Raw genomic sequence first — 24,827 nt, 5'->3', positions numbered from 1 at the left:
ACGGGGGGCCTGACCGGTGCAGAGGCTGCCGTACCGGGCGGCGTTTCCGGTCGGGGGCGGCGGGCACCCGCGACGCCATGAATCAGAGTCGTCCGCCCCTTGCCGACAGCTCGCTCGCCCTCCTCGCCAAGGCGTACACCTGGCTGCCCGACCGCCGACGCCGTACCGACGCCCCGCTCGTGCGCACCCGGCTGATGGGACAGCACGCAGTCGCCCTGCACGGTCCGGAAGCGGTGCGGTTCTTCTACGACGAACGGCATGTGGAGCGCGCGACTGCGCTCCCCGGTCCGGTGCTCAGCACTCTGTTCGGCCACGGCGCGGTGCACACCCTCGACGGACAGGCGCACCGCGGCCGCAAGGAGATGTTTCTCTCCCTGCTCACCGGACCGAAGGCGGTCGCCGAGCTGGTCGACTGCGTCACGGCGGTGTGGGACGAGGCGGTGCGGTCGTGGGCCGAGCGTCCGGTCGTCCTGTTCGACGAAGCGAGCCGGATTCTCACCCAGGGGGTCTGCCGGTGGGTCGGCATCCCCTTGGACGACGCCGATTCCACGGCCCGGGACATGGTCGCGATGGTCGACGGCTTCGCCACGCCGGGACCGCGCCACTGGCGGGCCCGCCGGGCGCGGGCGCGCAGCGAGGCATGGCTGGGAGATCTGGTCGAGGAGGTACGGGCGGGGAAGGCCACGGCGCCGACCGGATCGGCGCTGGACGCGATCGTCCGCCACCGGGACGCCGACGGCCGGCTCCTGGACCCGCGCACCGCCGCGGTCGAGCTGCTCAACGTCATCCGTCCCACCGTCGCCGTGTGCTGGTTCGTCGCCTACGCCGGTCACGCACTGCGCACCCCCGGTGTCCGGGACCGGCTGCGCGAGGACGACCCCGCCTATGCCGTGGCGTTCGCCCACGAGCTGCGGCGCTTCTACCCCTTCGCGCCCTTCCTCGGCGGCCGGGCCGTGACCGATCTGGAGTGGCGGGGCGAGCCGATCCCGTCCGGCACCCTGATCCTGCTCGACCTGTACGGGCAGAACCACGATCCCGACCTCTGGGACGAGCCGTACGCCTTCGCCCCGCAGCGCTTCGTGGGGCGGCCGCCGCACCGCGACCAACTCGTTCCGCAGGGGGGCGGGGACCGGGCCACCGGCCACCGCTGCCCCGGCGAGGACATCACCGTCGCGCTGCTGGCGGCCCTCGGTCCGCGGCTGGCCCGGTTGGAGTACGACGTGCCCGAACAGGACCTGCGGATCCCGCTGAACCGCATGCCGACGCGCGTGCGCAGCGGCTTCGTCATCCACGCCGTCCCGACCCGTGTTCCGGTGGCGGCTCACTGAGGGCACTGACCGGGTCCGACCTGGTCCGACCTGCTCCTGGTTCGGCGGCCGCTGCCCGCTCGGTGTCGCACCGGGCGGGCAGCGCCGTACCGGCACGGGACGGTGCCGCTCAACGGTCAGGCGGCCGCCGCGCCACGAGTCATCCTGCGCCCGGCGGTCACGGCCGCTCCGGCCAGCGCGGCGGCGACGGCGGTCCTGCGCATCGCGGTGCGCCGCCGCCCGTGCCAGCCGCCGTGCACCGCGCCCTCCCCGGAAGCCGGTACGTGCAGCGCTCCGTGGGTGGCCGGTGCCTCCTCGTCGTGATCGAGATGGCCCTTGTCCGTCTGCCGTGCCATGGCCCGCTCGGCGAGCCCGGGTGCGATCCGCGACTGGCGTACCAGAGCGCGGCCGGCCGGACCGACCACCACCTCGCGGCGGGGACGGCGGGCGAGGTCGACGATCGCCCGGGCGACGCGTTCCGGGGTGTAGACGGGAGGCATGGCGACCACCTTGAGCCCGGTGTAGTTCGCCGCCTGCTGGAAGTGCGGGGTGTCGATGGTCGCGGGCATCACCGTGCACACGTGTACGCCCTTCACGCCCTCTACCCTCAGCTGCTGCCGCAGGCTCGAACCGAGCCCTCGGACGGCATGCTTGGACATGCTGTACGGGTGGCTGTACGGCTGGGACACGGCACCCACGATGGACGACACGTTGATCAGCGTGCCCGTCCCCTGCTCCCGCATCACCGGCAGCACGGCCCGGGCGCCGTGCACGTAGCCCATCACGTTGACGTCGAGGACCTTGCGGAAGTCCTCCAGCGGTACGTCCTCGAAGCGGCCGAAGGCGTTGACCGCCGCGTTGTTCACCCAGATGTCGATCCGGCCGAACTCCGCGACCGCCCGCCGCGCGAGGCCCTCGACCGCTCCGGCGTCCGTCGTGTCCGTCGGTACGACCAGCGTCCGTGCCCCGCGATGCTTCTCGCACTCCCGGGCCGCCGCCTCCAGCGCCTCCTCGCGGCGCGCGGCCAGCACCACGGCGCAGCCCTTGCGGGCGAAAGCCTCGGCCGTGGCCCGTCCGATGCCGCTCGACGCTCCGGTGATCACCACCACCTGATCGCGCAGTCCCATGGGTCCCTCCTCAGCTCAGCCGAGCCGGGCGCCCCGCGCCCGCCTCCCTGGCGGAACGGGTACCCGGCTGACACCGGACCGAGCGAGGTACAGCTCCCTGCGGACTCCTGTGCACACGGTGGCAGCGGCCTCGACGTCGTTGTAACCTCCGGCGAACGCCCTTGACCTGCAAAGAGCGGGCAGGGAGCCGACAAAACGGGAGTTTCTCCATGTTCCGTACCATGTTCAAGTCCAAGATCCACCGGGCCACCGTCACCCAGGCCGACCTGCACTACGTGGGATCGGTGACCATCGACGCGGACCTTCTCGACGCCGCCGACCTCCTGCCCGGTGAGCTCGTCCACATCGTCGACATCACCAACGGCGCCCGGCTGGAGACGTACGTCATCGAGGGGGAGCGCGGTTCGGGGGTGATCGGCATCAACGGTGCCGCCGCCCATCTCGTCCACCCCGGAGATCTGGTGATCATCATCAGTTACGCTCAGGTGACCGACGCCGAGGCGCGGGCACTCGAACCCCGGGTCGTGCACGTGGACCGCGACAACCGCATCGTGGCCCTGGGGGCCGATCCGTCCGAGCCGGTGCCGGGTTCCGACCAGGAGCGCAGCCCTCAGGCGGTACCGGCCTGACCCTGCCGCTCGACGACCTTCGGACCAGGAGCGTGCCCATGAGCGACATCGAGATCCGCGACGACCGACAGGCCGGGCGCCTGGAGGCCTTCGGTTCCGGGGAAGGCGAAGTCGTCGGCCACATCCAGTACTTCGTCCTCGAATCCCCCGAGCGCGCCCTGGTCCCGGTCCACACCATCGTGGAACCGGCCCACGAGGGACAGGGCATCGCGGGCTCCCTGGCCCGCGAGCTCTACACCATCGCGGCCGGCGAGGGCGTCTCCGTCGCCCCTCTCTGCCCGTACGTCGTCAAGTGGGCCGAACGCCACCCCGACGAGGCCCCGGCGGCCGACCCCGAGCTGCTCCGCGCGGCGAAGGAGTGGCTGGCGGCCAATCCCGAGGGATTCTGAGCGGACAGGTCCATCGGCCCGCGGTTGGGTGGGCCTGGCGTCGTGTCCCGTATGAGCCGCGGTCGGGGGCCCCGGCGGGGCGTCCCGTATGAGCCCGCGGCCGGATGGCCCCCGGCGAGACGCCCCGCACCGTCCCGCGGCCACCCCGGCCCCGCGTGCCGCACCGCACACCAGGACAGCTGAAGTCCCCTACCCGCACCCCGGGCACACCCACGCGGGCCCCGCTCGTCACGCGGGCGGGTGACTGGCTGCAGGGCTCACGGGTACGCGGGGGAGTAGTCCAGAGCCGACGTCGACCGACAGGCTGGAGGACCTGATGACCAACCCGTACCCCGACCCCGTCCCACCGGGCCCCACTCCCGGCCCCGGGCCGGTCCCCACGCCGGGCCCGACCCCTCAGCCCCCGTCACCCCCGGACCCGACCCCGGGCCCCGGGCCGGCCCCCGACCCGTCGCCGTCCCCGGTACCGCCGGGTCCCGAGCCGGTACCGAACCCGGAGCCGGGGCCACCGCTCAGCTGACGACGACGCGTGCACACAGTGGAGGAGGGCCACCGAACCGGTGGCCCTCCTCCACGTCAGTGCGATGCTCAGCCCGTCACCTCGGACCGGTCACCGCCCCACAGGGTGTGGAACGAACCGTCGCGGTCCGTGCGCCGGTACGTGTGCGCACCGAAGAAGTCCCGCTGCCCCTGCGTGAGCGCGGCCGGCAGACGCTCGGCGCGCAGTGCGTCGTAGTACGCCAGCGCCGCCGAGAACCCGGGCACCGGCACCCCCTGCCGCGTCGCCGCGATGATCACGTCACGCCAGTCGTCCTGCGCGTCGGCGATCTCCTGGGCGAAGGTGTCGTCGGAGAGCAGGCTGGGCAGGTCCGCGCGGGTGTCGTAGGCCGACCGGATACGGTCCAGGAAGGCCGCGCGGATGATGCAGCCGCCGCGCCAGATCGCGGAGACGGCACCCAGGTCGATGTCCCAGTCGTACTCCTCACGGGCGGCCGCGATCTCGTGGAAGCCCTGCGTGTACGACACGATCTTCGAGGCGTACAGCGCCTGCTCGACGCGGTCCGCGAAGGCCCCGGCCTCCGACTCCGACAACGGGGACGCCTTGGGCCCGGCGAGCGAGCGGGACGCCTCCCGCAGCTCCGCGTGGCCCGACAGCGACCGCGCGAAGACGGCCTCCGCGATGCCCGACACCGGGACGCCCAGGTCGAGGGCGATCTGCACGGTCCAGCGGCCGGTGCCCTTCTGCTCGGCCTGGTCCACGACGACGTCCACGAACGGCTTGCCCGTCGCCGCGTCCACGTGGGAGAGCACCTCGGCCGTGATCTCGATCAGGTACGAGTCCAGGCGGCCGGTGTTCCAGGTGCGGAAGATGTCGGCGATCTGGGCGGGGGTGTAACCGACCACATCGCGCAGCAACTGGTACGCCTCGCCGATCAGTTGCATGTCGGCGTACTCGATGCCGTTGTGGACCATCTTCACGAAGTGCCCGGCGCCGTCGGGACCGACGTGGGTCACACAGGGCGCACCGTCCGCCGCCTTCGCGGAGATCTTCTCCAGCATCGGGCCGAGCGAGTCGTACGACTCCTTCGGGCCGCCCGGCATGATGCTGGGGCCGTTGAGCGCGCCCTCCTCGCCGCCGGAGACGCCCATGCCGACGAAGTGGATGCCCTGCTCGCGCAGTTCGCGCTCCCGGCGCCGGGTGTCCGCGAAGTGCGCGTTGCCGCCGTCGATGATCATGTCGCCGGGCTCGAGCAGCGGTGCGAACTCCTGGATCACCGCGTCGGTCGGCTCACCGGCCTTCACCATGATGACCAGACGGCGCGGGCGTTCCAGGGCCGCCACGAACTCCTTGGCGGTCTCCGCCGCGATGAAGTCGCCCTCGGAGCCGAACTCCTCGACCAGGGCGTGCGTGCGCGACGCGGTCCGGTTGTGCAGGGCGACCGTATAGCCGTTGCGGGCGAAGTTGCGGGCCAGGTTGCGGCCCATGACCGCGAGGCCCGTGACGCCGATCTGCGCTGTTGTGCTCATACCGCCTGCTCCCAAAAGATCCTGTGGATCGCGTAGGTCGTCTATCGCTGCCGGTCGTGCTTGTCAGTATCGTCCACCGGACATCCTGGCTTGTCGGGGGACTGGCCGCACACCAGGGATACGGTTCGGGCGCCTCGTTGCGTTCAGCCGGGGACGCCGGTCCGACACACGCCCCCACGCGGCCGGTTGCCGTCTTGTCATGGCCTGTTCGGTGCGCTTACTTTTGCCCCTCCTGGCGCATGACGCATGTCTAGGGGGAGGCCTCCATGGCCGTACGCGGCCGGCACCGCCGGTATCAGCCGAACAGGATCAACCGCGCCTCACTCACCGTCACGGCGGGCGGCGTCGGCATCGCGGTCCCGCTCATCGGCACCGGCACCGCCCACGCCGCCGACGTGGACACCTGGAACAAGGTCGCCGCGTGCGAGTCCAGCAACAGCTGGAGCATCAACTCCGGCAACGGCTATTACGGCGGGCTCCAGTTCACCCAGTCCACCTGGGAGGCGTACGGCGGCACCCGGTACGCGGCGCGAGCGGATCTGGCCACCCGGGACCAGCAGATCGCCGTGGCCGAGAAGGTGCTGGACGGACAGGGGCCCGGCGCCTGGCCGGCGTGCTCGGTACGGGCCGGGCTGACGCGCGGGGGCTCGGACCCCGGCATCCAGCCGCTGACCGAGAAGACGGCCCCGGCACGGGACGCCCAGCCGCCGACGAAGAAGACGGCCTCCGTGCGGGACGTCCAGCCGCAGACCACCCCGCAGTCGCGGGCCGGGTCCGCCGAGATGTACACCGTGGTCCGGGGCGACTCGCTCTCCGGGATCGCCGACGCGCAGAAGGTCCGGGGCGGCTGGCGGGGGCTGTACGCCGCCAACCGGAGGACCGTCGGGGCCGATCCCGACCTCATCCTGCCCGGACAGCGGCTGAAGCTGCGCGCCACCGCCGGCACGAGCACCACCACCGACCACACCGCGACGAAAAAGCCCTCCTCCGACCCCCAGGAGAAGGCCAAGAAGACCAGGAAGAGCGAGGAGAAGACCGAGAAGGCCGCGGACACGGGTCTGGTCGCCCCCGTGAGCGCCTCCCTCGGCACCCCGTACCGCAAGGCGGGCTCCGCCTGGTCGAAGGGCTACCACACCGGCGTCGACTTCCCGGTGCCCACCGGGACGTCCGTGAAGGCGGTCAGGGCCGGGATGGTCGTCACCTCGGGGTGGGGCGGCTCCTTCGGCTACCAGGTGGTGATCCGGCACGCCGACGGCCGCTACACCCAGTACGCCCACCTGTCCGCGATCTCCGTGAAGGCAGGGCAACCGGTGGGCGCCGGGCAGCGCATCGGCCGCTCCGGCTCCACCGGCAACAGCTCGGGCCCGCATCTGCACTTCGAGGTGCGGACGGGGCCCGGCTTCGGTTCCGACATCGACCCGGTGGCGTATCTCCGGGCCGGCGGCATCAGGATTTGACGCGGGGCCGGTGCCGGTCCAGGACCGGCATCGGGATGTACGCGGCGCCAAAGAAGGGGCCGTAGTACGCCGGGGGCTCGTCGCCCGGGTCGGGGAGCTGCTCGGACGAGTCGTCCCTCGGCGCCGCCTCGGGCGCGGCCGGGGCCGGCAGGAGCAGTTCCTCGCGCAGTGCGGCGACCTGCTCGACGAGCACGCCCTCGCGCACGAGAGCAGCGGCCGGTTCCTCGGCGGGCGCCGGGACGAACGCCTCCCCGCCATCGGGGACCGCGGCCGCCGGGGGCTCGGCGTGGGTGCGCTGGATCCGCTCCGTCGTCAGCAGGATCAGGCCGCCCGCCGCCACCACGGCACAGCTCAGGGCGAGCGCGGTGCCCGTGGTGCCGTAGCGGAAGGTTTCGCCGAACATCGTGATGCCGACCACCGCCGCCACCACCGGGTTCACGACCGTCAGCGTGGCCAGCGGGGCCGCGAGACCGGCGCCGCGGTAGGAGGCCTGCGACAGCATCAGTCCGGCGGTGGCCAGGACGCCGATCGCGGCCAGCGAGGGCAGGTCCGCCGCGGACACGCCGCCGTTCCAGTCGACGGCGACCGTCTTGGTGAACACCGAGGACATGCCGAACGCTATGCCGGACGCGGTCGCGAGCAGCACGCTGCGCACCACCGGGTGCCGGTGCGCGGCCCGGCCCGCGATCATCAGCGCGACCACCGCGGCGGCCGTCACCAGCGCGGCGAACACCCGCTGGGTCGAGCTCAGCGAGTGCGCGTCGGAGGTCCCCACCAGGGAGAGCAGACCGGCCAGGCCCACCGTCGCCATGATCGCGCCCCGCCAGGCGGTGGCCCCGGCCCTGCGGCCGACGAACAGCGCGGCCATCGGCAGCGCGAACACGATCGTCAGGGCGCCCAACGGCTGGACCAGGCTGAGGGGACCGTAAGCGAGCGCCACCACGTGCAGCAGTCCGCCCAGGCCGTTCAGCGCGACCGCCGCCCACCAGCTCGGCCGGCGCAGCGGCGCGTAGTGCTCGTCGGGGTGCGACACCGCGACCTGCTCCTGCACGATCGCTCCGCCCGCGTAGGCGACGGCGGAGACGAGGGAGAGGAGCACGGACAACGCGAGGGCACTCATGAGTTGCTCCTCTGCGTAAGGCGGGGGCGCTCTGCCCGGCGCGACGAACGGTCGTCTTCCATGACCAACACGATGCCCGGAAAAGTTCTTCCCGTCGTCGTCCCTGAGCAGGCAATGGGTCCTACTGCCGATGGAGTACAAAAGGGTCCGTGTCCTCCCCAAGGCGGGTGACACGGGGTGGAGACCCCCTGCGGGGTACCCCTACGGGCCTTGGTACTACTGCTGGTCGTGGACCTCGACCCTGATCTCGCGGCGCTGCGACCGCTCGGCGCCTTCTTCGCACTACGGACGGTCGGCGAAACTCCCGGGACCGCCCGCCCGGCGCTGCCGACCCTCGCACAAGTCTACGAGAACCGGGCCTCGGATGTTTATGGAAATTCCATGACTTTTCGCGTGGAAAAGGTCGCCAGGGCTCTGCGCGCCCCCGAGCCCCGCATCGCGGCCTCCATCGCCCACCAGGGCCTCGCGGCCCGGCTGTGGTCGGTGGCCCTCGGCTGCGCGGTCCTGTACGGCCGGATCCCCGACCTCTCGCCGCGGCGGCTGCACTGGGATCCCGACGCGAGCGCCCCCGACGACCTGTGGCTGGATGCCGTGGAGCCGCTGCCGGGCGACGCCGAAACGATCGCCGACGTCGTCCTGCACGGGCACCTCGAACCGCTCACCGCGGCGCTGCGCGCCGAGTACCGGCTCGCCACCGGACTGCTGTGGGGCAACGCCGCCTCGGCCCTCGCGGGCGCCGCCCGTCAGCTGGGCCACCGTCCGGACGTCTCCGCCCGCGTCCGCGACCTCTCGGCCGCACTCCTCGCCCATCCGCTGCTCGAAGGCACCCTCGAAAGCACCACGGGCCGCCGCCGCAGCTGCTGTCTGTACTACCGGTTGCCGGAAGGTGGCGTGTGCGGTGACTGTTGCTTCACACGAGCCCCGCGCTCTTCCCCGCGCGGCACATCTGGGTGACCATGAAAGCAATGCCGATCAGCCGTTGAGACAGGGGGTTCCGGGTGCGTGTGGGCCTGCTGACCCGGGAGTACCCGCCGGACGTGTACGGCGGCGCAGGTGTCCATGTCGAGTTCCTCGCCCGGGAGCTGAGATCTCTCGTCGACCTGGATGTGCACTGCTGGGGCGAAGGCCGTGCGGACGGTGTCGTCCGGCACCGGCCCTGGTCCGCGCTCGACACCGCCAACGACGCACTGCGCACGTTCTCCGTGGACCTGTCCATGGCCGCGGGCCTCGAAGGCCGGGAACTGGTCCACTCGCACACCTGGTACGCCAATCTCGCCGGCCACCTCGGCAAGCTGCTGCACGGCATCCCGCACGTGATGACCGCCCACTCCCTGGAGCCCCTGCGCCCCTGGAAGGCCGAGCAGCTCGGCGGCGGATACGCCCTGTCCAGCTGGGCCGAGCGCACCGCGATCGAGACCGCGGACGCGGTGATCGCCGTGTCGGGAGCCATGCGCGAGGACATCCTCGGCTGCTACCCGGCGCTGGATCCGGCCAAGGTCCACATCGTGCACAACGGCATCGACACCGCCCTGTACCGGCCCGACCACGGCACCGACGTACTGGACCGCATCGGCCTGGACCGCGATCGCCCGTTCGTGCTGTTCGTCGGCCGCATCACCCGCCAGAAGGGCGTGCCCCATCTGATGCGGGCGGTACGGGACATCGACCCGGCCGCACAGGTCGTGCTGTGCGCGGGCGCGCCGGACACCCCCGAGATCGACCGGGAGTTCCGCGAGCTCTTCGAGGAGCTGAGCCGGGTCCGCGAGGGCGTGCACTGGATCCCGCAGATGCTGCCGCGCCCCGAGGTGATCCAGCTGCTGACCCATGCGGCGGTGTTCGTCTGCCCCTCGGTGTACGAACCCCTCGGCATCGTCAACCTGGAGGCGATGGCCTGCGGCACTCCCGTGGTGGCCTCGCGGGTCGGCGGAATCCCCGAGGTCGTGGACGACGGCAGGACCGGACTGCTGGTGACCGTGGACGACGCGTTCGAGACGGCGCTCGCGGGGGCACTCGACTCCGTGATCGGCGATCCGGCGACGGCACGTCGGATGGGCGAGGCGGGACGGGAGCGCGCGGTGAGCGAGTTCGGCTGGGACGCGGTCGCTCGGCGCACGGTCCGGCTCTACGAGGAGATCGTCAAACAGGCGTACTAAGCCCCTCGCAAGGGCAGTGATGGGTGAAATCACGGTGAGGGGAGCGGCCATGCGTCGTGGCGGACCTTCGGTGCTGGGCATCGTACTGGCGGGCGGAGAGGGCAAACGCCTGATGCCCTTGACCGCGGACCGCGCCAAACCAGCGGTCACCTTCGGAGGGACGTACCGACTGGTCGACTTCGTCCTGTCCAATCTCGTCAACGCCGACATCCTGCGCATCTGTGTGCTCACGCAGTACAAGTCGCACTCGCTGGACCGGCACATCACGACCACCTGGCGGATGTCGAGCCTGCTCGGCAACTACGTCACGCCGGTGCCCGCCCAGCAGCGCCTCGGACCGCGCTGGTACCTGGGCAGCGCGGACGCGATCCTGCAGTCCCTGAACCTGCTCTACGACGAGCGCCCCGAGTACGTCGCGGTGTTCGGCGCCGACCACGTGTACCGCATGGACCCGCGCCAGATGCTCGCGCAGCACATCGAGTCCGGCGCGGGTGTCACGGTGGCCGGGATCCGCGTCCCGCGCTCCGAGTCCCCGTCGTTCGGGGTGATCTCCCCGGGCTCGGACGGCCTCACGGTCGAGCGCTTCCTGGAGAAGCCGGCCGACCCGCCCGGGCTCGCGGACGACCCGGAGTGCGTGTTCGCCTCGATGGGCAACTACATCTTCACGACCAAGGCGCTGATCGAGGCGCTCCAGCGGGACTCCGAGGACGAGCACTCCGTGCACGACATGGGCGGTTCGATCCTCCCGCAGCTCACCGACCGCGGCGAGGCCCAGCTCTACGACTTCAGCGCCAACCACGTCCCCGGCGAGACCACCCGGGACCGCGGCTACTGGCGGGACGTGGGCACCCTGGACGCCTACTACGACGCCCACATGGACCTCATCGCCGAGCGCCCCGCCTTCAACCTCTACAACCGGCAGTGGCCCATCTACACCCACTCCGGCCAGCTGTCCCCGGCCCGTTTCAACGCGGGCGGCATCGCCAGCGAGTCCATCATCAGCGCGGGCTGCCTGATCCGGGGCCAGGTCACCCGGTCCGTGCTCTCACCCGGTGTCCTGGTCGACCCCGGGGCCGTCGTCCAGGGCTCGGTACTCCACGACAACGTCAAGATCGGACGGGGCGCGGTGGTCCGCGGCGCCGTCCTGGACAAGAACGTCGAGGTCCCGCCGGGCGCCACGATCGGCGTGAACCCGGAGCGGGACGCGGAGCTGTACACCGTGTCCAAGGGCGGGGTGATCGCGCTCGGGAAGGGCCAGCTGGTGTCCTAGGGCCCGTTCAGCCCTGTTCCCGCAGGGACGCGAAGTTCTTCATGATCACCTCGCTGGTCCGGCGCAGCTCGTCCGAGGGGCTGATCTGGAGGTACTCGTTGCCCGGCTCGGTATGCACCGGCACATGTCCCGCGGGGGCGTAGAACGCGTCGCCCTCGTGGTACACCTCGTCGTGGTGCGCGTAGTGGAAGGTGAGTTCGCCCCTGAAGACATAGCCCCAGTGCGGGCACTGGCAGCGGTCGTCGGGAAGCCCCTTGAGCAGAGGCCGGTGGTCGACGTCCTCGCGGAACGTCAGGAAGTCGACCGTGTAGTCGCCGAACTCCTCGGCGCGGTCGACGACCGCCCCGTAGTCGCCGCCCTGGGTGGCTGTGTCGCGGGAAACCTTCGGCATCTCCGTCGCCTTCTTCCGGCAGAGGAGGGGTCTTGTGCCCATTGTCCGCGCGGGGTGCGTCGACGGCATGCGGTGGGCCGGACTTGTCATGTCCCTGGACGGAGACCGGAATCCGTGTTGTCATGCCAATTCCTGCCCATGACAACGTTGTTATGGAGGCTTTCGTGCACACCGGGCACCTCACCCGCCTCAGAGGCCGGCTGGCGTTACTGTTCGCCGCCCTCCTCGGGCTCGCCGGCCTGACCGCGACTCCCGCCCTGGCCGACGACCCCGTCGAGGCCCGCGGACTCAAGGGCGAGTACTACACCCAGTCCGCCCCCGGCGCCTTCGACTTCCACGAGCTCAAGGCCACCACCTTCGACCCGACTCTCGACTTCGACACCCTGGAACCCCGGCTCGCCGCCGCGACCGGCCGTTCGGACGACGTCAGCGTCCGCTGGACCGGCAGGATCGTGCCGACGGCGTCCGGCCCCCACACCTTCTCCGTCATCGGCGACAACGGCTTCCGCCTGTGGATCGGCGGGCAGCTCCTCATCGACCACTGGGTCGACGACTGGGACCGCGAACAGAGCGCGCAGCCGGTCGAGTTGACGGCCGGACAGTCGTACGACATCAAGGTCGAGTACTTCGAGCACTACGGCGGCTCCAACCTGCATCTGCGCTGGGTCCGGCCCGGCGGGACCAAGGAAGCCGTACCGCAGTCGGCGTTCCGGCTTCCCGAGGGCTACGACTACGACGGCCCGGTCGCGACCACCGTCCTCGGTACCGGCCGCACTCTGAAGCTCGACTTCGCCCAGCCGCTCGCCGCACCCCCGGCCGGCCTCACGGACCACCTCCAGGCCGTGATCGGCGGCGCCAAGTGGCCCCTGGGGACGGCGAAACAGGACCCGCGGGATCCCCGGGCCCTTCTCGTCGCCCTCGCCGAACCCGTCGTGGGCAACAGGACCGGCACCGCCCGCGGCACCGCCGACCTGCGCTACGACGGCGAAGGCGGGCTCACCAGCACCGACGGCAACGTTGTCAACGCCTTCTGGAGCAGCGGCCCCAACCACTCGACGTACGAGCTGCGGACGAAGTGGGCCGACGAGGTGGGCCCCGGCAACGCCCATCCGGAGTATCCGCGCCCGCAGTTGACCCGCGACCGGTGGCAAAACCTCAATGGGCGCTGGCAGTTCGCCGCCGCCGAGGCGGGAGAACAGCCGCCGGTCGGCAGGAACCTGGCCGAGCGCATCCTCGTCCCGTACCCGGTCGAGTCCCAGCTCTCCGGCCTGGAACGGCACGAGGACCGCATGTGGTACCGCCGCACCTTCACCGTCCCGGCCGACTGGCGCATCGGCTCCGGCACACGCCTGCAGCTCAACTTCGGCGCGGTCGACTGGCGGTCCGAGGTGTACGTCAACGGGACCAGGGTCGCCGAACACGCCGGCGGCTACGACAAGTTCGGCGCCGACATCACCGACGCCCTGAAGCCCGGCCGTACCCAGGAACTGATCGTCGGCGTGTACGACCCGACTGACGGGGCCGACGGCGAGAACCCGCCTCTCGGCAAGCAGCGCCTGGACCCGAGCGGCATCTGGTACACCCCGTCGTCCGGCATCTGGCAGACCGTCTGGATGGAGCCCGTCGCCCGCGACCACGTCGACTCCCTCAAGCTGACCCCCGACGTCGCCGCCGGCCGGCTGACGGTCGAGGCACAGGGCGTCCGCGACGGCGTACCGGTCACGGCGACGGCGTACGACGGAAAGCGGAAGGTCGCCACGGCCCGGGGCCGGACCGGGGAGCCGCTCACCCTGAGCATCGAGAACCCGCGCCTGTGGTCGCCCGACGACCCGTTCCTGTACGGCCTGAAGGTGACCGTCGGAGCCGACCGTGTCGGCAGCTACTTCGGGATGCGTTCCATCGCCGTCGAGAACGTGAACGGCACCCCGCGCACGGTCCTCAACGGTGAGCCGGTCTTCATGATGGCCACCCTCGACCAGGGCTTCTGGCCCGACGGCCTGCACACCGCACCCACCGACGAGGCCCTCGCGTACGACCTGAAGGTGCACAAGCAGCTCGGCTTCAACGCGGTGCGCAAGCACATCAAGGTCGAGCCCGACCGCTGGTTCTACTGGGCCGACCGGCTGGGTCTGCTGGTGTGGCAGGACATGCCCGCGATGACCGCGGGGGTGAATCCGAGTCCCGCCGCCCGCGCGGAGTACGAGCGCGAGATGAAGCAGATGATCGACGAGCACATCAGCAGTCCGTCGGTGGTCATGTGGGTGACCTTCAACGAGGGCTGGGGACAGTACGACGTCGGCCGGATCGCCGAGCAGGCCAAGACCTGGGATCCGACCCGCCTGGTCAACAACCAGTCGGGCCTCAACCTCGGCGCCGACGGAAACGCCGGCGACATCATGGACGAGCACGGCTATCCCAGTCCCGCCCTGCCACCCCACCCGGACGGCAGACGTGCCCTGGTCAGCGGTGAGTACGGCGGCCTCGGCCTGGCGGTCCCCGGACACGCCTGGTCGGTACAGCAGTCGTACGTCGACGTCGATCCGGCGACCTACACCGACGACTACCTGGCCAAGCTCGACGAGGTACGGGCCCTGGCCTGCCGGGGCGGCAACGCGGCCGTCTACACCCAGATCTCGGACGTCGAGGGTGAGCTGAACGGGCTGCTCACCTACGACCGCAAGGTCCTGAAACCGGACGTCGAGCGGGTGAGGGCCGCACACCAGGCCCTCATCCGGGATGCGTCCCGGGTGACTCCAAGAGGGTGCTGATCACCCACGGATGACCCCATCCGCACCATGTGTCCCGCCCCTTTCCCCGGGGCGGGACTTAATCTGCTGTTAACTGAGCGTAGCTTGATCGTACTTGACCGTAATCGCCGAAGGGCGATTGACTGCTGACCCACCCGTTGTCGACGCGAGGCAACCCATTGACTCCCGACCTGCTGGCCCCTCTCGACCTGGCGTTCTGGAACATGGAATCCGCCGAGCATCCGATGCACCTGGGAGCGCTCGGCGTCTTCACGGCACACTCACCCACCGCCGGTGCCCACGCGGCCGACCTGCTCGCCGGACGGGCCGCCGCCGTACCCGGCCTGCGGATGCGCATCCAGGACGTGTGGCCGCTCGGCTTCCCGTACGCCTTCGGGGGAGCCGCCCGCGTCCCCGACCCCGACTTCGACCCGCTGCGGCACATCCTGCTGCACGCCCCGACCGCGGACTTCCACACCGAGGCCGGCCGGCTCATGCAGCGGCCGCTGGACCGCGAACGGCCGCCGTGGGAGGCGCATGTGCTGCCGGGGGAGGACGGCGTCTCCTTCGCCGTGCTCTTCAAGTTCCATCACGCCCTGGCCGACGGACTGCGGGCCCTGACGCTCGCCGCCGCCATCCTGGACCCGATGGACCTGCCCACCCGCGGGCCACGCCCCGAGGTGCCCGCCAAGAGCATGCTCCCGGACGTGCGCAAGCTGCCCGACCTCCTTCGGGGTGCCGTCTCCGACCTGGGCCGCGCCCTCGACATCGGCGCCTCCGTCGCCCTGTCCTCCGTGGGTGTGCGCTCCTCCGCCGCCCTGACCTCCGAGCCGAGCGGTACCCGACGCACCGCCGGCGTCGTCGTCGACCTCGACGACGTGCACCGCGTCCGCAAGAGCCGCGGCGGCACCGTCAACGACGTCCTGATCGCGGTCGTCGCGGGCGCCCTGCGGCGCTGGCTGGACGAGCGCGGCGACGGCAGCGCGGGCGTGACGCCCCGCGCCCTGATCCCCGTCTCCCGGCGCCGTCCGCGCACCGCGCACCCTCAGGGCAACCGGCTCTCCGGGTACCTGGTGCGGCTTCCGGTCGACGACCCCGACCCGATGGGCCGCCTGGACACGGTCCGTACGGCCATGGACCGCAAGAAGGACGCCGGCCCCCACCGCGGAGCGGGCGCCGTCGCCCTGCTCGCCGACCACGTCCCGGCCCTCGGCCACCGCCTCGGCGGGCCCCTGGCCGGTCAGGGCGCCCGGTTCTGGTTCGACATCCTCGTCACCAGCGTGCCGCTGCCCAGCATCGGCCTGAAGCTCGGCGGCAACCCGGTGACCGAGGTCTACCCCTTCGCCCCGCTGGCCCGCGGCCAGTCCCTCGCGGTCGCCATCTCGACGTACCGGGGACAGGTCCACTACGGCCTCGTCGCCGACGCGGAAGCGGTGCCTGACCTGGACCGGTTCGCCCGGGCGCTGACCGAGGAGGTGAAGGAACTGCTGACCGCCTGCGGTGCTTGATCGTTTCCGGATTGCGGGCCGGGCCCGGCACTGAAGTAAAATTCCGCGTTCGGCAAGCGGACGCGGCACAGCGCCGCACGGGTGACCAGGGAAACGGCAGCGCGATGACGGTGACAGAGGACGGCTCGACGACGACCATGGACGAGGTCGTGCGCGAGCCCGGTGACGAGGTCGTGCACGGCCCCGGCATCGACCCGGAGCGGCTGGCCGTCTGCCTCAGCGTGCTCGACGAGCTCGAGAAGCTGGAGGTCGACCACCCGGACGCGATCGCCGTGCGCCGGGCCACCGCCGGGATCTACCGCACCGTGAAGCAGCGCCGCCGACAGGAGCGCCGGGCCGCCAAGACCGCCCACGACAAGGCGGTCACGGAGGCCACGGCGACCGGCTCCGCCCAGCGCATCGACGACGAGACCGAAGGCATCCTCCCGTCGTCGGTCACCGAGGAGGGCAGGATCGCGGGGATACTCCAGCGCCCGCGCTCCTGCTACACCTGCAAGACCCGGTACGTCGAGGTCGACTACTTCTACCACCAGCTCTGTCCGGACTGCGCCGCCCTGAACCGCACCAAGCGCGACGTCCGCGCCGACCTCAACGGCAAGCGTGCCCTGCTCACCGGCGGCCGCGCCAAGATCGGCATGTACATCGCGCTGAGGCTGCTGCGCGACGGCGCCCACACCACGATCACCACGCGCTTCCCGAAGGACGCCATCCGCCGCTTCAAGGCCATGGACGACTCCGGGGACTGGATCCACCGCCTGGAGGTCGTCGGCATAGACCTGCGGGACCCGGCGCAGGCCGTGGCCCTCGCCGAGCAGGTCACCGAGGCGGGCCCGCTCGACATCCTCGTCAACAACGCGACACAGACCGTGCGCCGGCTGCCCTCCGCCTACGCCGCCCTGGTCGACGGCGAGAGCGCCCCGCTGCCCGCCGGTGAACTCCCCGCCCACCACGTCATCGGCGCCTTCGGCTCCGGCGCGGTCGACGGACTCGCCTCCCTGCCCGCCGGGATCTCCGGCCTCGACGCGCAGCAGGTCGCCGACCTCGCCCTGGTCGCGGGCAACGCCAGCGTGGCCCGGCACCTCGACGGCACCGCCATCGACGCGGGTGGCCTCGTCCCCGACGTCGTCGACAGCAACACCTGGGTCCAGACCATCGAGCAGATCTCGCCGGTGGAGCTCCTCGAAACCCAGCTGTGCAACTACACGGCACCGTTCATCCTGATCAGCGCACTGCGCCCGGCCATGGCCGACGCCGCGAAGAAGGCCAGGAGCGGACGCGCCTACGTCGTGAACGTCTCGGCGATGGAGGGCGTCTTCGGCCGCGGTTACAAGGGAGCGGGCCACCCCAACACCAACGCCGCCAAGGCCGCCATGAACATGGTCACGCGGACCAGCGCCCAGGAGATGTTCCAGACCGACGGCATCCTCATGACCTCCGTCGACACCGGCTGGATCACCGACGAGCGCCCCCACTTCGACAAGCTCCGCCTCGCCGAGGAGGGCTTCCACGCCCCCCTCGACCTGGTCGACGGCGCGGCCCGCGTCTACGACCCGATCGTGCGCGGTGAGGACGGCGAGGACGTGTACGGGGTCTTCCTGAAGGACTACGCGCCCGGCAAGTGGTGAGCCGGCGGCTCTGACGTGTGGGCCGCCGCCGAGGGGGGAACCCGGGGGCCGGATAGTTCCCCGCGCCAGGAGTGGTCATGGCCCGTCCGCACAGCATCGATCCGCGCGCCTTCAACGATCCGCGCAACCACTACCCCACGGACGAGGAGTTCTACGCGAGCGACCGTCCGGTCCAGCACGAGCTCCCGGAGGACCGGCCCCGCGGCGGTGCCTCCGATCCGATCAGGCACCCCTGGAGCTGGGGCATGATCGCGTTCGTCGTCTTCGTGGGCCTGATCGTCCTCATGGGCATCGCCCTGTTCCCGTGACGCGGTCATGAGTGCGGCGGCGCGCCCGACCGCAGCCGGTCATGGACGGCGTACCCGCCCGGGTGCGCCGCCCGCACCCGCGTGCCCCCGTCCACCAGCAGATCCGCCCCGGTGATCCACTCGGTCGCGTCGGAGGCGAGCCACACCACCGCCCGCGCGACGTCCTCGGGCTCGCCGATCCGCCCCAACGGCAGCTCGACGGGACCCTTCTCCCACACGAACCGCGCCATCTCCGTCCGCACGAGACCGGGGGAGACGGAGTTCACCCGCACCCTCGGCGCCAGCTCGCCCGCCAGCTGCTGGGTGAGGTGAACCAGCGCCGCCTTGCTGGTGCCGTACGCGCCGACATTCGGCCCCACGTGCCCGGCGCCCTCCGTGCAGACGTTGACCACCGACCCGCCGTGCTCCCGCATCCACCCGCGCCACGCCGCCTGCACCAGTCGCAGCGGCGCCTCGACATTGACGGTGAAGGCCTCGCGCCACGCGTCGGGATCGACCTCCATGAGGGGGCCGTACGGCTGATTCGTCGCCGCGTTGTTGACCACGACGTCGAGCCGGCCGAACTCACGCAGGGCGAGGTCCACGAGGGCGCGCGGATGGGCGGGGTCGGCGACGCTGCCCGCGAGCCCGATGCCGCCGAGGTCGGCGGCGGCCCGCCGGACGTCCTCCCGGTCCCTGGCCGTGACACACACCAGCGCGCCGGCGTCGGCCAGTTGCCGGGCCACCTCGCGCCCGATCCCGCGGGTGCCGCCGGTCACGAGGGCGGCCCTGCCGTGCAGTCCGTACGACGACGTCATCGCCGTACCGTCTCATGACGGACCGTCAGTCGACAGTCTCCAGACGGGAGTTGCGTGCCGCGACCAGCTCCAGGACGGCACGCCAGTCCTCCAGGACGCCGGCGTCGAACCGGGCCGTCAGGCTCTCCTCGCCTGCCAGGCGCAGCAGGTCGTCGTCGGGGGCGGGGCCGTGGCGGCGTACCAGGCGGTGGACCCGTTCACCGAGCAGGGTGCGGAAGACCTCGGCCCTCTGTCCGGTGCCCAGCATCAGACCCGCCACCTGGAGTTCCTTGTCGGCGGGACGACTGCGGCGCAGCAGTGCGGCGGTCCGCAGGGCGTGTTCGCCGCCGCACGCGTGCAGCAGCTCCATCAGCTCGTCGACACTGCGCAGTTCCATCCGTGAGACCTCCCGCCGGGCCGGCCGTTGCCATGGGGCAGCGCATCATGAGTGCCTTGCGATTCGGCCAACGGGACTTGAACTGCGCGACCCCGATGGCTCGGAGGGTCGGTCGAGCCGTAGGCCGATCGAGTGACTTCAGAAAGGCACATCAACTGACAAATCATGCGAAACCTGGCCGGAAAAGTCACAGTGAATTGCAATGGTTACACCTTGTTTTCACCCCCTATCGAGCGGACCCCCGCTCATCTGGTTAATCTGTAGCCGACGGACGGCAGTACGGGGTCCCACCCACACCCACAGTCCGTCCCGGGACAAGCCGGTCACCACGGCCTGCTCTCATATGAGTTGCACGGCGCCACCGCGTCCGAACCGATCTCGACCCAGACCCGAGCGGACGTCCAGGCACCGACCGTAGGTTGCACAGGTAGTCCCGAGGGTGAGCCCGACACATAAGGAGTGCGCGGTGACACCGGAGAAGACGAATCGCGAACAGCGCCCCAAGGAACGCCCGGAGCGCGCGGGCCGACGGCCCGGAGACATCGGCAGCCTCGACGTGTGGGCGCGTTCCGCCCCCATCCGTCTCGCGGGTTACGAGGACGACCTCGCCGAGCCCCACATCCTGCCCAGCGTGGACTGACGGCAGGACCTTCGCGATCGCCGACGGCATGGGCGTGCGAGACTCACGCCCATGCTGATCAGAGAAGCCGTGGCCGACGACTGGCCGCGGATCTGGCCGTTCTGGCACCGGATCGTGGCCGCGGGCGAGACCTACGCCTGGGACCCCGACACCTCCGAAGAAGCTGCGCGCGCCCTGTGGATGCACCCGGCCAAGCGCGTCCACGTCGTCGAGGACGAGAGCGGCGCCCTCGTCGCCTCGGCCTATGTCACCCCCAACTACGGCGGTCCGGCCGCCCGGATCGCCAACGCCGGCTTCATGGTCGACCCCGACCAGGGCGGCCGCGGCATCGGCCGCGCCCTCGCCGAGCACGTCCTGGCCACCGCCGCGGCGGACGGCTACCGGGGCATGGTGTTCAACGCCGTCGTCGAGACCAACCCGGCCGTGAAGCTGTGGACCTCGCTCGGCTTCACGATCCTCGGCACCGTGCCGGACGCCTTCGAACACCCCCGGCACGGGTGGGTCGGCTTGCACATCATGTACAAGGCCCTTCAGCCCGTTTTGAAGGACCGGCGATAGGCATCGAGCGTGGGGGAGGATGCAAAGCCGGCGCAGGTCGACGTGATCATGGACCTCCACGCTCAGTGATCATGGAGGGCGGCGGCCGTGCCCGTGCTCGTGACCTGCGGCTGCAGCCGCTGTCTCACGCTGGGGCCCGGGCGGCCGTGCTCACACTCGTGACCCGGATGCACCCGGCTGCCCTCGCGCCACCACAAGTAGCGCCGCGCCCTCACGCCTGTTGAAGAGTTCGCGCTTCAGCACCCTTCGGCGATCCCGCCCCCGAGCACGATGACGAAGCCGACACCTGACAAACCCCCTCCCCGGTCGGCCCCTCCGTCTGACGCCCCGGCGGGATGCACACCTGCGACACCCGAGCCGTCATGACGGTCCGAGTCGCAGAGCCCCGGACGGCTCTCCCGGTGAGCGCCGCGGGACATGTCGATCTAGCCTCCGAAATGAGCGCTTGGTGATCTTTGACGGTGCGCTCTACTCGATTCCAGGAGGAAGCATGCGCAAGCTTCACAAGGCCGCTGTCGCGGTCGCCATCATCAGTGGCTTCAGCCTCATGGGCGCCGGCCCTGCCACCGCCCGGGCTGCGGGAGGCTCTGACGGCGGGTGCAGGTCCCACGACCTGAACATCGACATCCTCGGCGAAGTGGGCGTACTCAACGGCCTCGGCGGCAACCTGCTCAACGGCGAGGGCAGCCCGGGTGGACAGAGCACCGACATCGGTTCCGACTGCGGTCACGGCTGGTAACCCCGGCCCGTGACGTACTGAACCGGATCCCGCCGCCCGGGCCCGGAGCCCCTGCACCCGCCGGCCGTCAGTGGCGGCTTGCGTTCCTTGCGAAGTGAGGCCGGAGGCCCCGGAACGCGATCGGTCCGGGGCCCTCTGCTCGTCGCCCCCGGCAGAGGTCGTCCGGCGGCACCCGTGGCTGAAGTTGTCGAACACGCCACTTGAGATGATCTGTCCGGCCCTCCAGGCCCGGTGTTCAGTCGAGCGGCGCCGTCCGCCGCCACGGCTGCCGCCGCTCCAGTTCCTCCGCGACCTCCAGCAGCACCGTCTCCGACCCGGGCCGGGCCACCAGTTGTACGGCGGTGGGGGCGCCCGAGGGCAGGGCGCCGAGCGGGACCGACATGGCCGGCCAGCCGGTGAGGTTCCACGGCGGGGTCAGCGGCGAGTAGTTGGTGTTGACGAGGACGTTGCGCAGCCAGCCCCGCTCGTGCCAGGCCTCGGCCCTGGGGGAGCGGCGGGCCAGCGCCGGGAGCAGCAGCACGTCGTGCTCGGCGAAGAACGGCTCCAGGCGCTCGCGCAGTTCCTGCCGGGCCTTCCCCTTCTGGACGCCCTTGACGAAGCGCCGGCCGATCGTCGCGTGCACCCGGGTGCGCCGGGCCAGCAGCCGGGGGTCCAGCCCCTGCGCGTCCACCGAGGTGCCCGCCGTCCAGGTGGCCAGCGAGGTGAGGCCCAACGACAGCGGGTACGCCGGGTCGGCGCGCCGCACCTGATGCCCCGCCTTGATCAGCAGTCCGGCCGCCTCGCGGACCGCGTTCGTATACGGCGCGCTGATCGTGACTCCGGCGAGCGGACTGCGCAGCGACACGGCGACGTCGAGCGTGGCGGGCGCGTCCCGTCGTACGAACTCGGTGCCGGCGATGACCGAAAGCAGCAGGCGGGCGTCCTCGACCGTGGTCGCGAGGGGACCGTTCTCGGACATGCCGAACCAGTCGCCGTCACTGATGCCGGCCGGCACCACCCCCGAGCCGGGCTTCAGCGTGACGAGCCCGCAGTTGGCTGCGGGGATGCGCAGGGAGCCCATGCCGTCGTTGCCGAGGGCGACCGGGACCAGGCCCGCGGCGACCGCGGCTGCGCTGCCACCGGACGAGCCGCCCGCCGTGCGCGAGGTGTCCCAGGGGTTGCGGGCGGTGCCGTGGACGCCCTCCGTGGTACCGAAGACGCACAGCTCCGGGACGTTCGTCAGCCCCACGACCACCGCGCCCGCGGCCCGCAGTCGGGCCACGACCTCATGATCGGCCCCGGCGGGCGTGTCCGGGGTCGCGGCGGTGCCGACGCGGTTGGTCTCGCCGCGCACGGCGAGGTTGTCCTTGACCGCCACGGGCACACCGGCCAGAGGGAGTTCGCCGAGATCGCCCCGGGAGCCCACCTCGTCGGCCTCCGCCAGTGCCGCCTCGGCGCGCACCAGCCGGAACGCCCCGACCCGTCCGTCGAGCTTCTCGATCCGCGCGAGGTGCTCGGCCACCACCTCCCGGGGCGTGGCCCGCTTCTCGCGGACGGCGGCGGCGATCTCGGCGGCGGTACGGCCGACCCAGCTGGTCACGTGCGCTCCTCGGGGCTACTGGCGAGTACGTAGGGAGAACTCTGCCCGGCGGCGGACGTCACGTCGAGAGCGCTCGCGCTTGGACATTCGGACCGGTCTTCTTGGACTTTTCGCGACGGGCGAGGCCGTGTGAGGGGCGCCGACCAGCAGGTCATCCGATCTCTCGATCAACTCACGGCCGATTAAGCCCCGTTGACAGCCCCTCTGGTGACCTCAATTATCAGCCATCCGATGAATAGGGAGTCGCTCATGAGGAAACGGCTGAGATTCGCCGCCGTCGTGGCGCTGCTGACGTTGCTCCTGGCACCCGTCCCGGCGGTAGCCCGTTCCGAGGAGGGGACGCCCGTCACGGTGCCCGCCCTGCCCCGGTGGACTCCGGAGCCGGGCGCCTATGTCCACCGGCTCGGGGCCCGGCTGGTCGCGGACGATCCGGCCGAACGCCGGGTCGCCGACACCCTGGCCGCCGACCTGCGGGCGGCAGGCCACGGCTCGGTCCCCGTCGTACGCGGCGGAGCCCGGAAAGGTGACATCGTTGTCGACGTCAGGCCGTCCCGGAGCTCCCTGGGCGCCGAGGGCTACGAACTCCGCGCCGGCACCCACCTGTCGATCACCGGAGCGACCGAGACCGGAGCCTTCTACGGCACCCGGACCCTGCTCCAGCTCCTCGCGCAGGGCGACCGCATCCCCGCCGGACGCACGGTCGACGTGCCGCGTTACCAGGAGCGGGGCGTCGGCGTGTGCGCCTGCTACATCCACATCTCACTGCCCTGGCTGGAGAACCTCGTCCGCGAGATGGCCTACAACAAGCTCAACCAGCTGCTCGTGGAACTGAAGGTCAAGAGCGACGCCCACCCCGAGGCGAACACCTGGGGCTACTACACCAGGGACGAGATACGGCAGCTCGTCGCACTCGGCGACAAGTACCACGTCGAGGTCATCCCCGAGATCAACTCCCCCGGGCACATGGACCCGTGGATCGAGAACCGCCCGGACCTCCAGCTGACCGACTCCGACGGCAACAAGCAGCCCTCACGCCTCGACATCACCCAGCAGGCGGCCTTCGACTACTACACGAGCCTGATGGACGAGTACGCCCAGGTCTTCACCTCGAAGTCCTGGCACATGGGTGCCGACGAGTACATGCTCGGCTCCGACTTCGCGAAGTACCCGCAGATCCTCAAGTACGCCCGGAACAGGTACGGTTCGGGCGCCACCCCGCAGGACGCCTTCGTCGACTTCGTCAACCGCGTCCACGACCACGCGGCGGGCAGGGGAGTGCGGCTGCGCATCTGGAACGATGGGCTGACCGGCGCCAACACCGTGCCGGTCGACAAGGACACCACGGTCGAGCACTGGCTGAACGTGGCGGTCAAGCCCAGCGGGCTCATCGCGCAGGGCTACTCGCTGATGAACTCCTCCTATTCGCTCTATCTCATCCGCGGCGGCTTCCACAGCGACACCGAGTCGCTGTACGACCAGAGTTGGGACCCGCGCAGCTTCGAGGGCGAGAAGCTGACCTCCTCCCGGGGTGTCACGGGCGCGAAGATCAGCCTGTGGCCGGACAACGGACGCGGCGAGACCGAGAACGAGGTCGCCGTACGGCTCTGGCCCGCACTGCGGCACATCGCCCAGGCCACCTGGGGTGATCCGCATCCCGACGCGACCTACGCCGCGTTCATGGCACGCGGCACTGCGGTGGGGCACGCGCCCGGCCTGCGGGACCTGACCCGGGTGCCGGTGGCGGACGGCACGTACACCTTCGGGCGGTCCTTCACGGCCTCGGTGCAGCGCACGGCGGACGGCTACGCGACCCTCCGTTCGGCGGCCGGCTGCCTCGCGATCAGCACAGGGAAGCTCACCCTGAACGTGCCGCTGCAGCCCGGAGTCGAGGCGACCTGGGACACCTGCGATACGACCAGCACCTTGCAGCGCTGGGTGCTGGAGCCCGTGGCGGGCGGCTACCGGCTCGTCAACGCGATCACCCGGATGGCGCTCACCATCACGGACGACAACCGGATCGTGCAGTACCCGGCCGACCAACGCACCCCCGCAGTCTGGCACCTGAGCTGAGGAGCACCC

General features: G+C 71.1%; 22 protein-coding genes. 15 read left to right on the top strand and 7 right to left on the bottom strand.

All coding sequences use genetic code 11. The annotated features are described in order from the left end of the window. Window positions 1-77 precede the first annotated feature (77 nt). Window positions 78-1,328, top strand: a complete 1,251-nt coding sequence (locus ABZT02_RS17555) for a cytochrome P450 (RefSeq protein ID WP_356018759.1) — start codon at window positions 78-80, stop codon at window positions 1,326-1,328. 116 nt (window positions 1,329-1,444) lie between these two features. Here the strand turns inward: ABZT02_RS17555 and ABZT02_RS17550 are convergent, their stop codons facing one another. Beyond that, window positions 1,445-2,434 carry an SDR family oxidoreductase gene (locus ABZT02_RS17550; protein ID WP_356018758.1) on the bottom strand — a complete coding sequence of 330 codons (990 nt, stop codon included), beginning with the start codon at window positions 2,432-2,434 and terminating at the stop codon, window positions 1,445-1,447. A 209-nt stretch (window positions 2,435-2,643) separates the two neighbouring features. Between ABZT02_RS17550 and panD the strand changes: the two genes are divergently transcribed. Next, complete coding sequence (gene panD, locus ABZT02_RS17545) at window positions 2,644-3,063, top strand: aspartate 1-decarboxylase (RefSeq protein WP_266951894.1); 420 nt, start codon at window positions 2,644-2,646, stop codon at window positions 3,061-3,063. 38 nt (window positions 3,064-3,101) lie between these two features. Further along, window positions 3,102-3,452 (top strand): GNAT family N-acetyltransferase, encoded by a 351-nt coding sequence (locus ABZT02_RS17540; protein ID WP_356018757.1) that lies wholly within the window; start codon window positions 3,102-3,104, stop codon window positions 3,450-3,452. 588 nt (window positions 3,453-4,040) lie between these two features. Here the strand turns inward: ABZT02_RS17540 and gndA are convergent. Beyond that, window positions 4,041-5,480: an NADP-dependent phosphogluconate dehydrogenase gene (gene gndA / locus ABZT02_RS17535; RefSeq protein ID WP_356018756.1), complete on the bottom strand. Its 1,440-nt coding sequence runs from the start codon at window positions 5,478-5,480 to the stop codon at window positions 4,041-4,043. Between the two features lie 266 nt (window positions 5,481-5,746). Here gndA and ABZT02_RS17530 point away from each other — a divergent pair, with 266 nt between their 5' ends. Continuing rightward, a complete protein-coding gene (locus ABZT02_RS17530; RefSeq protein ID WP_356018755.1) occupies window positions 5,747-6,937 on the top strand; it encodes a transglycosylase family protein in 1,191 nt (396 codons plus the stop codon). On the opposite strand, the gene ABZT02_RS17525 is transcribed toward ABZT02_RS17530, so the two are convergent. Continuing rightward, window positions 6,927-8,057, bottom strand: coding sequence for a DMT family transporter (locus tag ABZT02_RS17525; protein ID WP_356018754.1), 1,131 nt, complete (start codon window positions 8,055-8,057; stop codon window positions 6,927-6,929). The genes ABZT02_RS17530 and ABZT02_RS17525 overlap by 11 nt on opposite strands. 210 nt (window positions 8,058-8,267) lie before the next feature. Here ABZT02_RS17525 and ABZT02_RS17520 point away from each other — a divergent pair, with 210 nt between their 5' ends. The 3 genes from ABZT02_RS17520 to glgC are packed head-to-tail and all read left to right on the top strand — an operon-like array spanning window position 8,268 to window position 11,480. Continuing rightward, window positions 8,268-9,011, top strand: coding sequence for a (2Fe-2S)-binding protein (locus ABZT02_RS17520; protein WP_356018752.1), 744 nt, complete (start codon window positions 8,268-8,270; stop codon window positions 9,009-9,011). A 44-nt stretch (window positions 9,012-9,055) separates the two neighbouring features. Further along, the gene (gene glgA / locus ABZT02_RS17515; protein ID WP_356018751.1) at window positions 9,056-10,210 is read left to right on the top strand and encodes a glycogen synthase; all 1,155 of its coding nucleotides are present in this window, start codon (window positions 9,056-9,058) and stop codon (window positions 10,208-10,210) included. A gap of 49 nt (window positions 10,211-10,259) precedes the next feature. After that, the gene (gene glgC / locus ABZT02_RS17510; protein WP_356018750.1) at window positions 10,260-11,480 is read left to right on the top strand and encodes a glucose-1-phosphate adenylyltransferase; all 1,221 of its coding nucleotides are present in this window, start codon (window positions 10,260-10,262) and stop codon (window positions 11,478-11,480) included. Between the two features lie 7 nt (window positions 11,481-11,487). On the opposite strand, the gene ABZT02_RS17505 is transcribed toward glgC, so the two are convergent. Next, window positions 11,488-11,871 (bottom strand): hypothetical protein, encoded by a 384-nt coding sequence (locus tag ABZT02_RS17505; RefSeq protein WP_356018749.1) that lies wholly within the window; start codon window positions 11,869-11,871, stop codon window positions 11,488-11,490. Between the two features lie 164 nt (window positions 11,872-12,035). Here ABZT02_RS17505 and ABZT02_RS17500 point away from each other — a divergent pair, with 164 nt between their 5' ends. The 4 genes from ABZT02_RS17500 (at window position 12,036) to ABZT02_RS17485 (ending at window position 18,059) form a co-directional block, all read left to right on the top strand. Continuing rightward, the gene (locus tag ABZT02_RS17500) at window positions 12,036-14,639 is read left to right on the top strand and encodes a PA14 domain-containing protein (protein WP_356018747.1); all 2,604 of its coding nucleotides are present in this window, start codon (window positions 12,036-12,038) and stop codon (window positions 14,637-14,639) included. 158 nt (window positions 14,640-14,797) lie between these two features. After that, window positions 14,798-16,126 carry a wax ester/triacylglycerol synthase family O-acyltransferase gene (locus tag ABZT02_RS17495; RefSeq protein ID WP_356018746.1) on the top strand — a complete coding sequence of 443 codons (1,329 nt, stop codon included), beginning with the start codon at window positions 14,798-14,800 and terminating at the stop codon, window positions 16,124-16,126. A gap of 104 nt (window positions 16,127-16,230) precedes the next feature. Further along, complete coding sequence (locus ABZT02_RS17490) at window positions 16,231-17,751, top strand: SDR family NAD(P)-dependent oxidoreductase (RefSeq protein WP_356018745.1); 1,521 nt, start codon at window positions 16,231-16,233, stop codon at window positions 17,749-17,751. A gap of 77 nt (window positions 17,752-17,828) precedes the next feature. Next, window positions 17,829-18,059 carry a hypothetical protein gene (locus tag ABZT02_RS17485; RefSeq protein ID WP_356018743.1) on the top strand — a complete coding sequence of 77 codons (231 nt, stop codon included), beginning with the start codon at window positions 17,829-17,831 and terminating at the stop codon, window positions 18,057-18,059. Between the two features lie 5 nt (window positions 18,060-18,064). Here the strand turns inward: ABZT02_RS17485 and ABZT02_RS17480 are convergent, their stop codons facing one another. Both ABZT02_RS17480 and ABZT02_RS17475 read right to left on the bottom strand, forming a co-directional pair. Then, window positions 18,065-18,856, bottom strand: coding sequence for an SDR family oxidoreductase (locus tag ABZT02_RS17480; RefSeq protein WP_356018742.1), 792 nt, complete (start codon window positions 18,854-18,856; stop codon window positions 18,065-18,067). 25 nt (window positions 18,857-18,881) lie between these two features. Then, window positions 18,882-19,232 (bottom strand): hypothetical protein, encoded by a 351-nt coding sequence (locus ABZT02_RS17475; protein WP_356018741.1) that lies wholly within the window; start codon window positions 19,230-19,232, stop codon window positions 18,882-18,884. Between the two features lie 466 nt (window positions 19,233-19,698). Between ABZT02_RS17475 and ABZT02_RS17470 the strand changes: the two genes are divergently transcribed. The 3 genes from ABZT02_RS17470 to ABZT02_RS17460 all read left to right on the top strand — a co-directional run bounded on the left by ABZT02_RS17470 (window position 19,699) and on the right by ABZT02_RS17460 (window position 21,169). Next, window positions 19,699-19,872, top strand: a complete 174-nt coding sequence (locus ABZT02_RS17470) for a hypothetical protein (protein ID WP_007386357.1) — start codon at window positions 19,699-19,701, stop codon at window positions 19,870-19,872. A gap of 51 nt (window positions 19,873-19,923) precedes the next feature. Beyond that, window positions 19,924-20,430 carry a GNAT family N-acetyltransferase gene (locus tag ABZT02_RS17465; RefSeq protein WP_356018740.1) on the top strand — a complete coding sequence of 169 codons (507 nt, stop codon included), beginning with the start codon at window positions 19,924-19,926 and terminating at the stop codon, window positions 20,428-20,430. Window positions 20,431-20,920: 490 nt separating this feature from the next. Then, complete coding sequence (locus tag ABZT02_RS17460) at window positions 20,921-21,169, top strand: hypothetical protein (protein WP_356018739.1); 249 nt, start codon at window positions 20,921-20,923, stop codon at window positions 21,167-21,169. Between the two features lie 235 nt (window positions 21,170-21,404). Here the strand turns inward: ABZT02_RS17460 and ABZT02_RS17455 are convergent, their stop codons facing one another. Next, a complete protein-coding gene (locus ABZT02_RS17455) occupies window positions 21,405-22,748 on the bottom strand; it encodes an amidase family protein (protein ID WP_356018737.1) in 1,344 nt (447 codons plus the stop codon). A 249-nt stretch (window positions 22,749-22,997) separates the two neighbouring features. Here ABZT02_RS17455 and ABZT02_RS17450 point away from each other — a divergent pair, with 249 nt between their 5' ends. After that, a complete protein-coding gene (locus ABZT02_RS17450; RefSeq protein ID WP_356018736.1) occupies window positions 22,998-24,818 on the top strand; it encodes a family 20 glycosylhydrolase in 1,821 nt (606 codons plus the stop codon). The last annotated feature ends 9 nt before the right edge of the window (window positions 24,819-24,827 follow it).

This window comes from Streptomyces sp. NPDC005402, from assembly GCF_040606575.1.
In the GTDB taxonomy this organism is placed as follows: Bacteria; Actinomycetota; Actinomycetes; order Streptomycetales; family Streptomycetaceae; genus Streptomyces.
The sequence above is the reverse complement of the archived record's forward strand: the minus strand, read 5'-3'. Positions and strand labels throughout refer to the sequence as shown.

What these genes read in the sequence shown, in the direction of transcription:
- ABZT02_RS17505 (WP_356018749.1), bottom strand. Translation starts at nt 11,871, where the DNA reads ATGCCGAAGGTTTCCCGCGACACAGCCACCCAGGGCGGCGACTACGGG.
- ABZT02_RS17555 (WP_356018759.1), top strand. Translation starts at nt 78, where the DNA reads ATGAATCAGAGTCGTCCGCCCCTTGCCGACAGCTCGCTCGCCCTCCTC.
- ABZT02_RS17460 (WP_356018739.1), top strand. Translation starts at nt 20,921, where the DNA reads ATGCGCAAGCTTCACAAGGCCGCTGTCGCGGTCGCCATCATCAGTGGC.
- ABZT02_RS17550 (WP_356018758.1), bottom strand. Translation starts at nt 2,434, where the DNA reads ATGGGACTGCGCGATCAGGTGGTGGTGATCACCGGAGCGTCGAGCGGC.
- ABZT02_RS17530 (WP_356018755.1), top strand. Translation starts at nt 5,747, where the DNA reads ATGGCCGTACGCGGCCGGCACCGCCGGTATCAGCCGAACAGGATCAAC.
- ABZT02_RS17485 (WP_356018743.1), top strand. Translation starts at nt 17,829, where the DNA reads ATGGCCCGTCCGCACAGCATCGATCCGCGCGCCTTCAACGATCCGCGC.
- gndA (WP_356018756.1), bottom strand. Translation starts at nt 5,480, where the DNA reads ATGAGCACAACAGCGCAGATCGGCGTCACGGGCCTCGCGGTCATGGGC.
- ABZT02_RS17525 (WP_356018754.1), bottom strand. Translation starts at nt 8,057, where the DNA reads ATGAGTGCCCTCGCGTTGTCCGTGCTCCTCTCCCTCGTCTCCGCCGTC.
- panD (WP_266951894.1), top strand. Translation starts at nt 2,644, where the DNA reads ATGTTCCGTACCATGTTCAAGTCCAAGATCCACCGGGCCACCGTCACC.
- glgC (WP_356018750.1), top strand. Translation starts at nt 10,260, where the DNA reads ATGCGTCGTGGCGGACCTTCGGTGCTGGGCATCGTACTGGCGGGCGGA.
- ABZT02_RS17450 (WP_356018736.1), top strand. Translation starts at nt 22,998, where the DNA reads ATGAGGAAACGGCTGAGATTCGCCGCCGTCGTGGCGCTGCTGACGTTG.
- ABZT02_RS17475 (WP_356018741.1), bottom strand. Translation starts at nt 19,232, where the DNA reads ATGGAACTGCGCAGTGTCGACGAGCTGATGGAGCTGCTGCACGCGTGC.
- ABZT02_RS17465 (WP_356018740.1), top strand. Translation starts at nt 19,924, where the DNA reads ATGCTGATCAGAGAAGCCGTGGCCGACGACTGGCCGCGGATCTGGCCG.
- ABZT02_RS17480 (WP_356018742.1), bottom strand. Translation starts at nt 18,856, where the DNA reads ATGACGTCGTCGTACGGACTGCACGGCAGGGCCGCCCTCGTGACCGGC.
- ABZT02_RS17490 (WP_356018745.1), top strand. Translation starts at nt 16,231, where the DNA reads ATGACGGTGACAGAGGACGGCTCGACGACGACCATGGACGAGGTCGTG.
- ABZT02_RS17540 (WP_356018757.1), top strand. Translation starts at nt 3,102, where the DNA reads ATGAGCGACATCGAGATCCGCGACGACCGACAGGCCGGGCGCCTGGAG.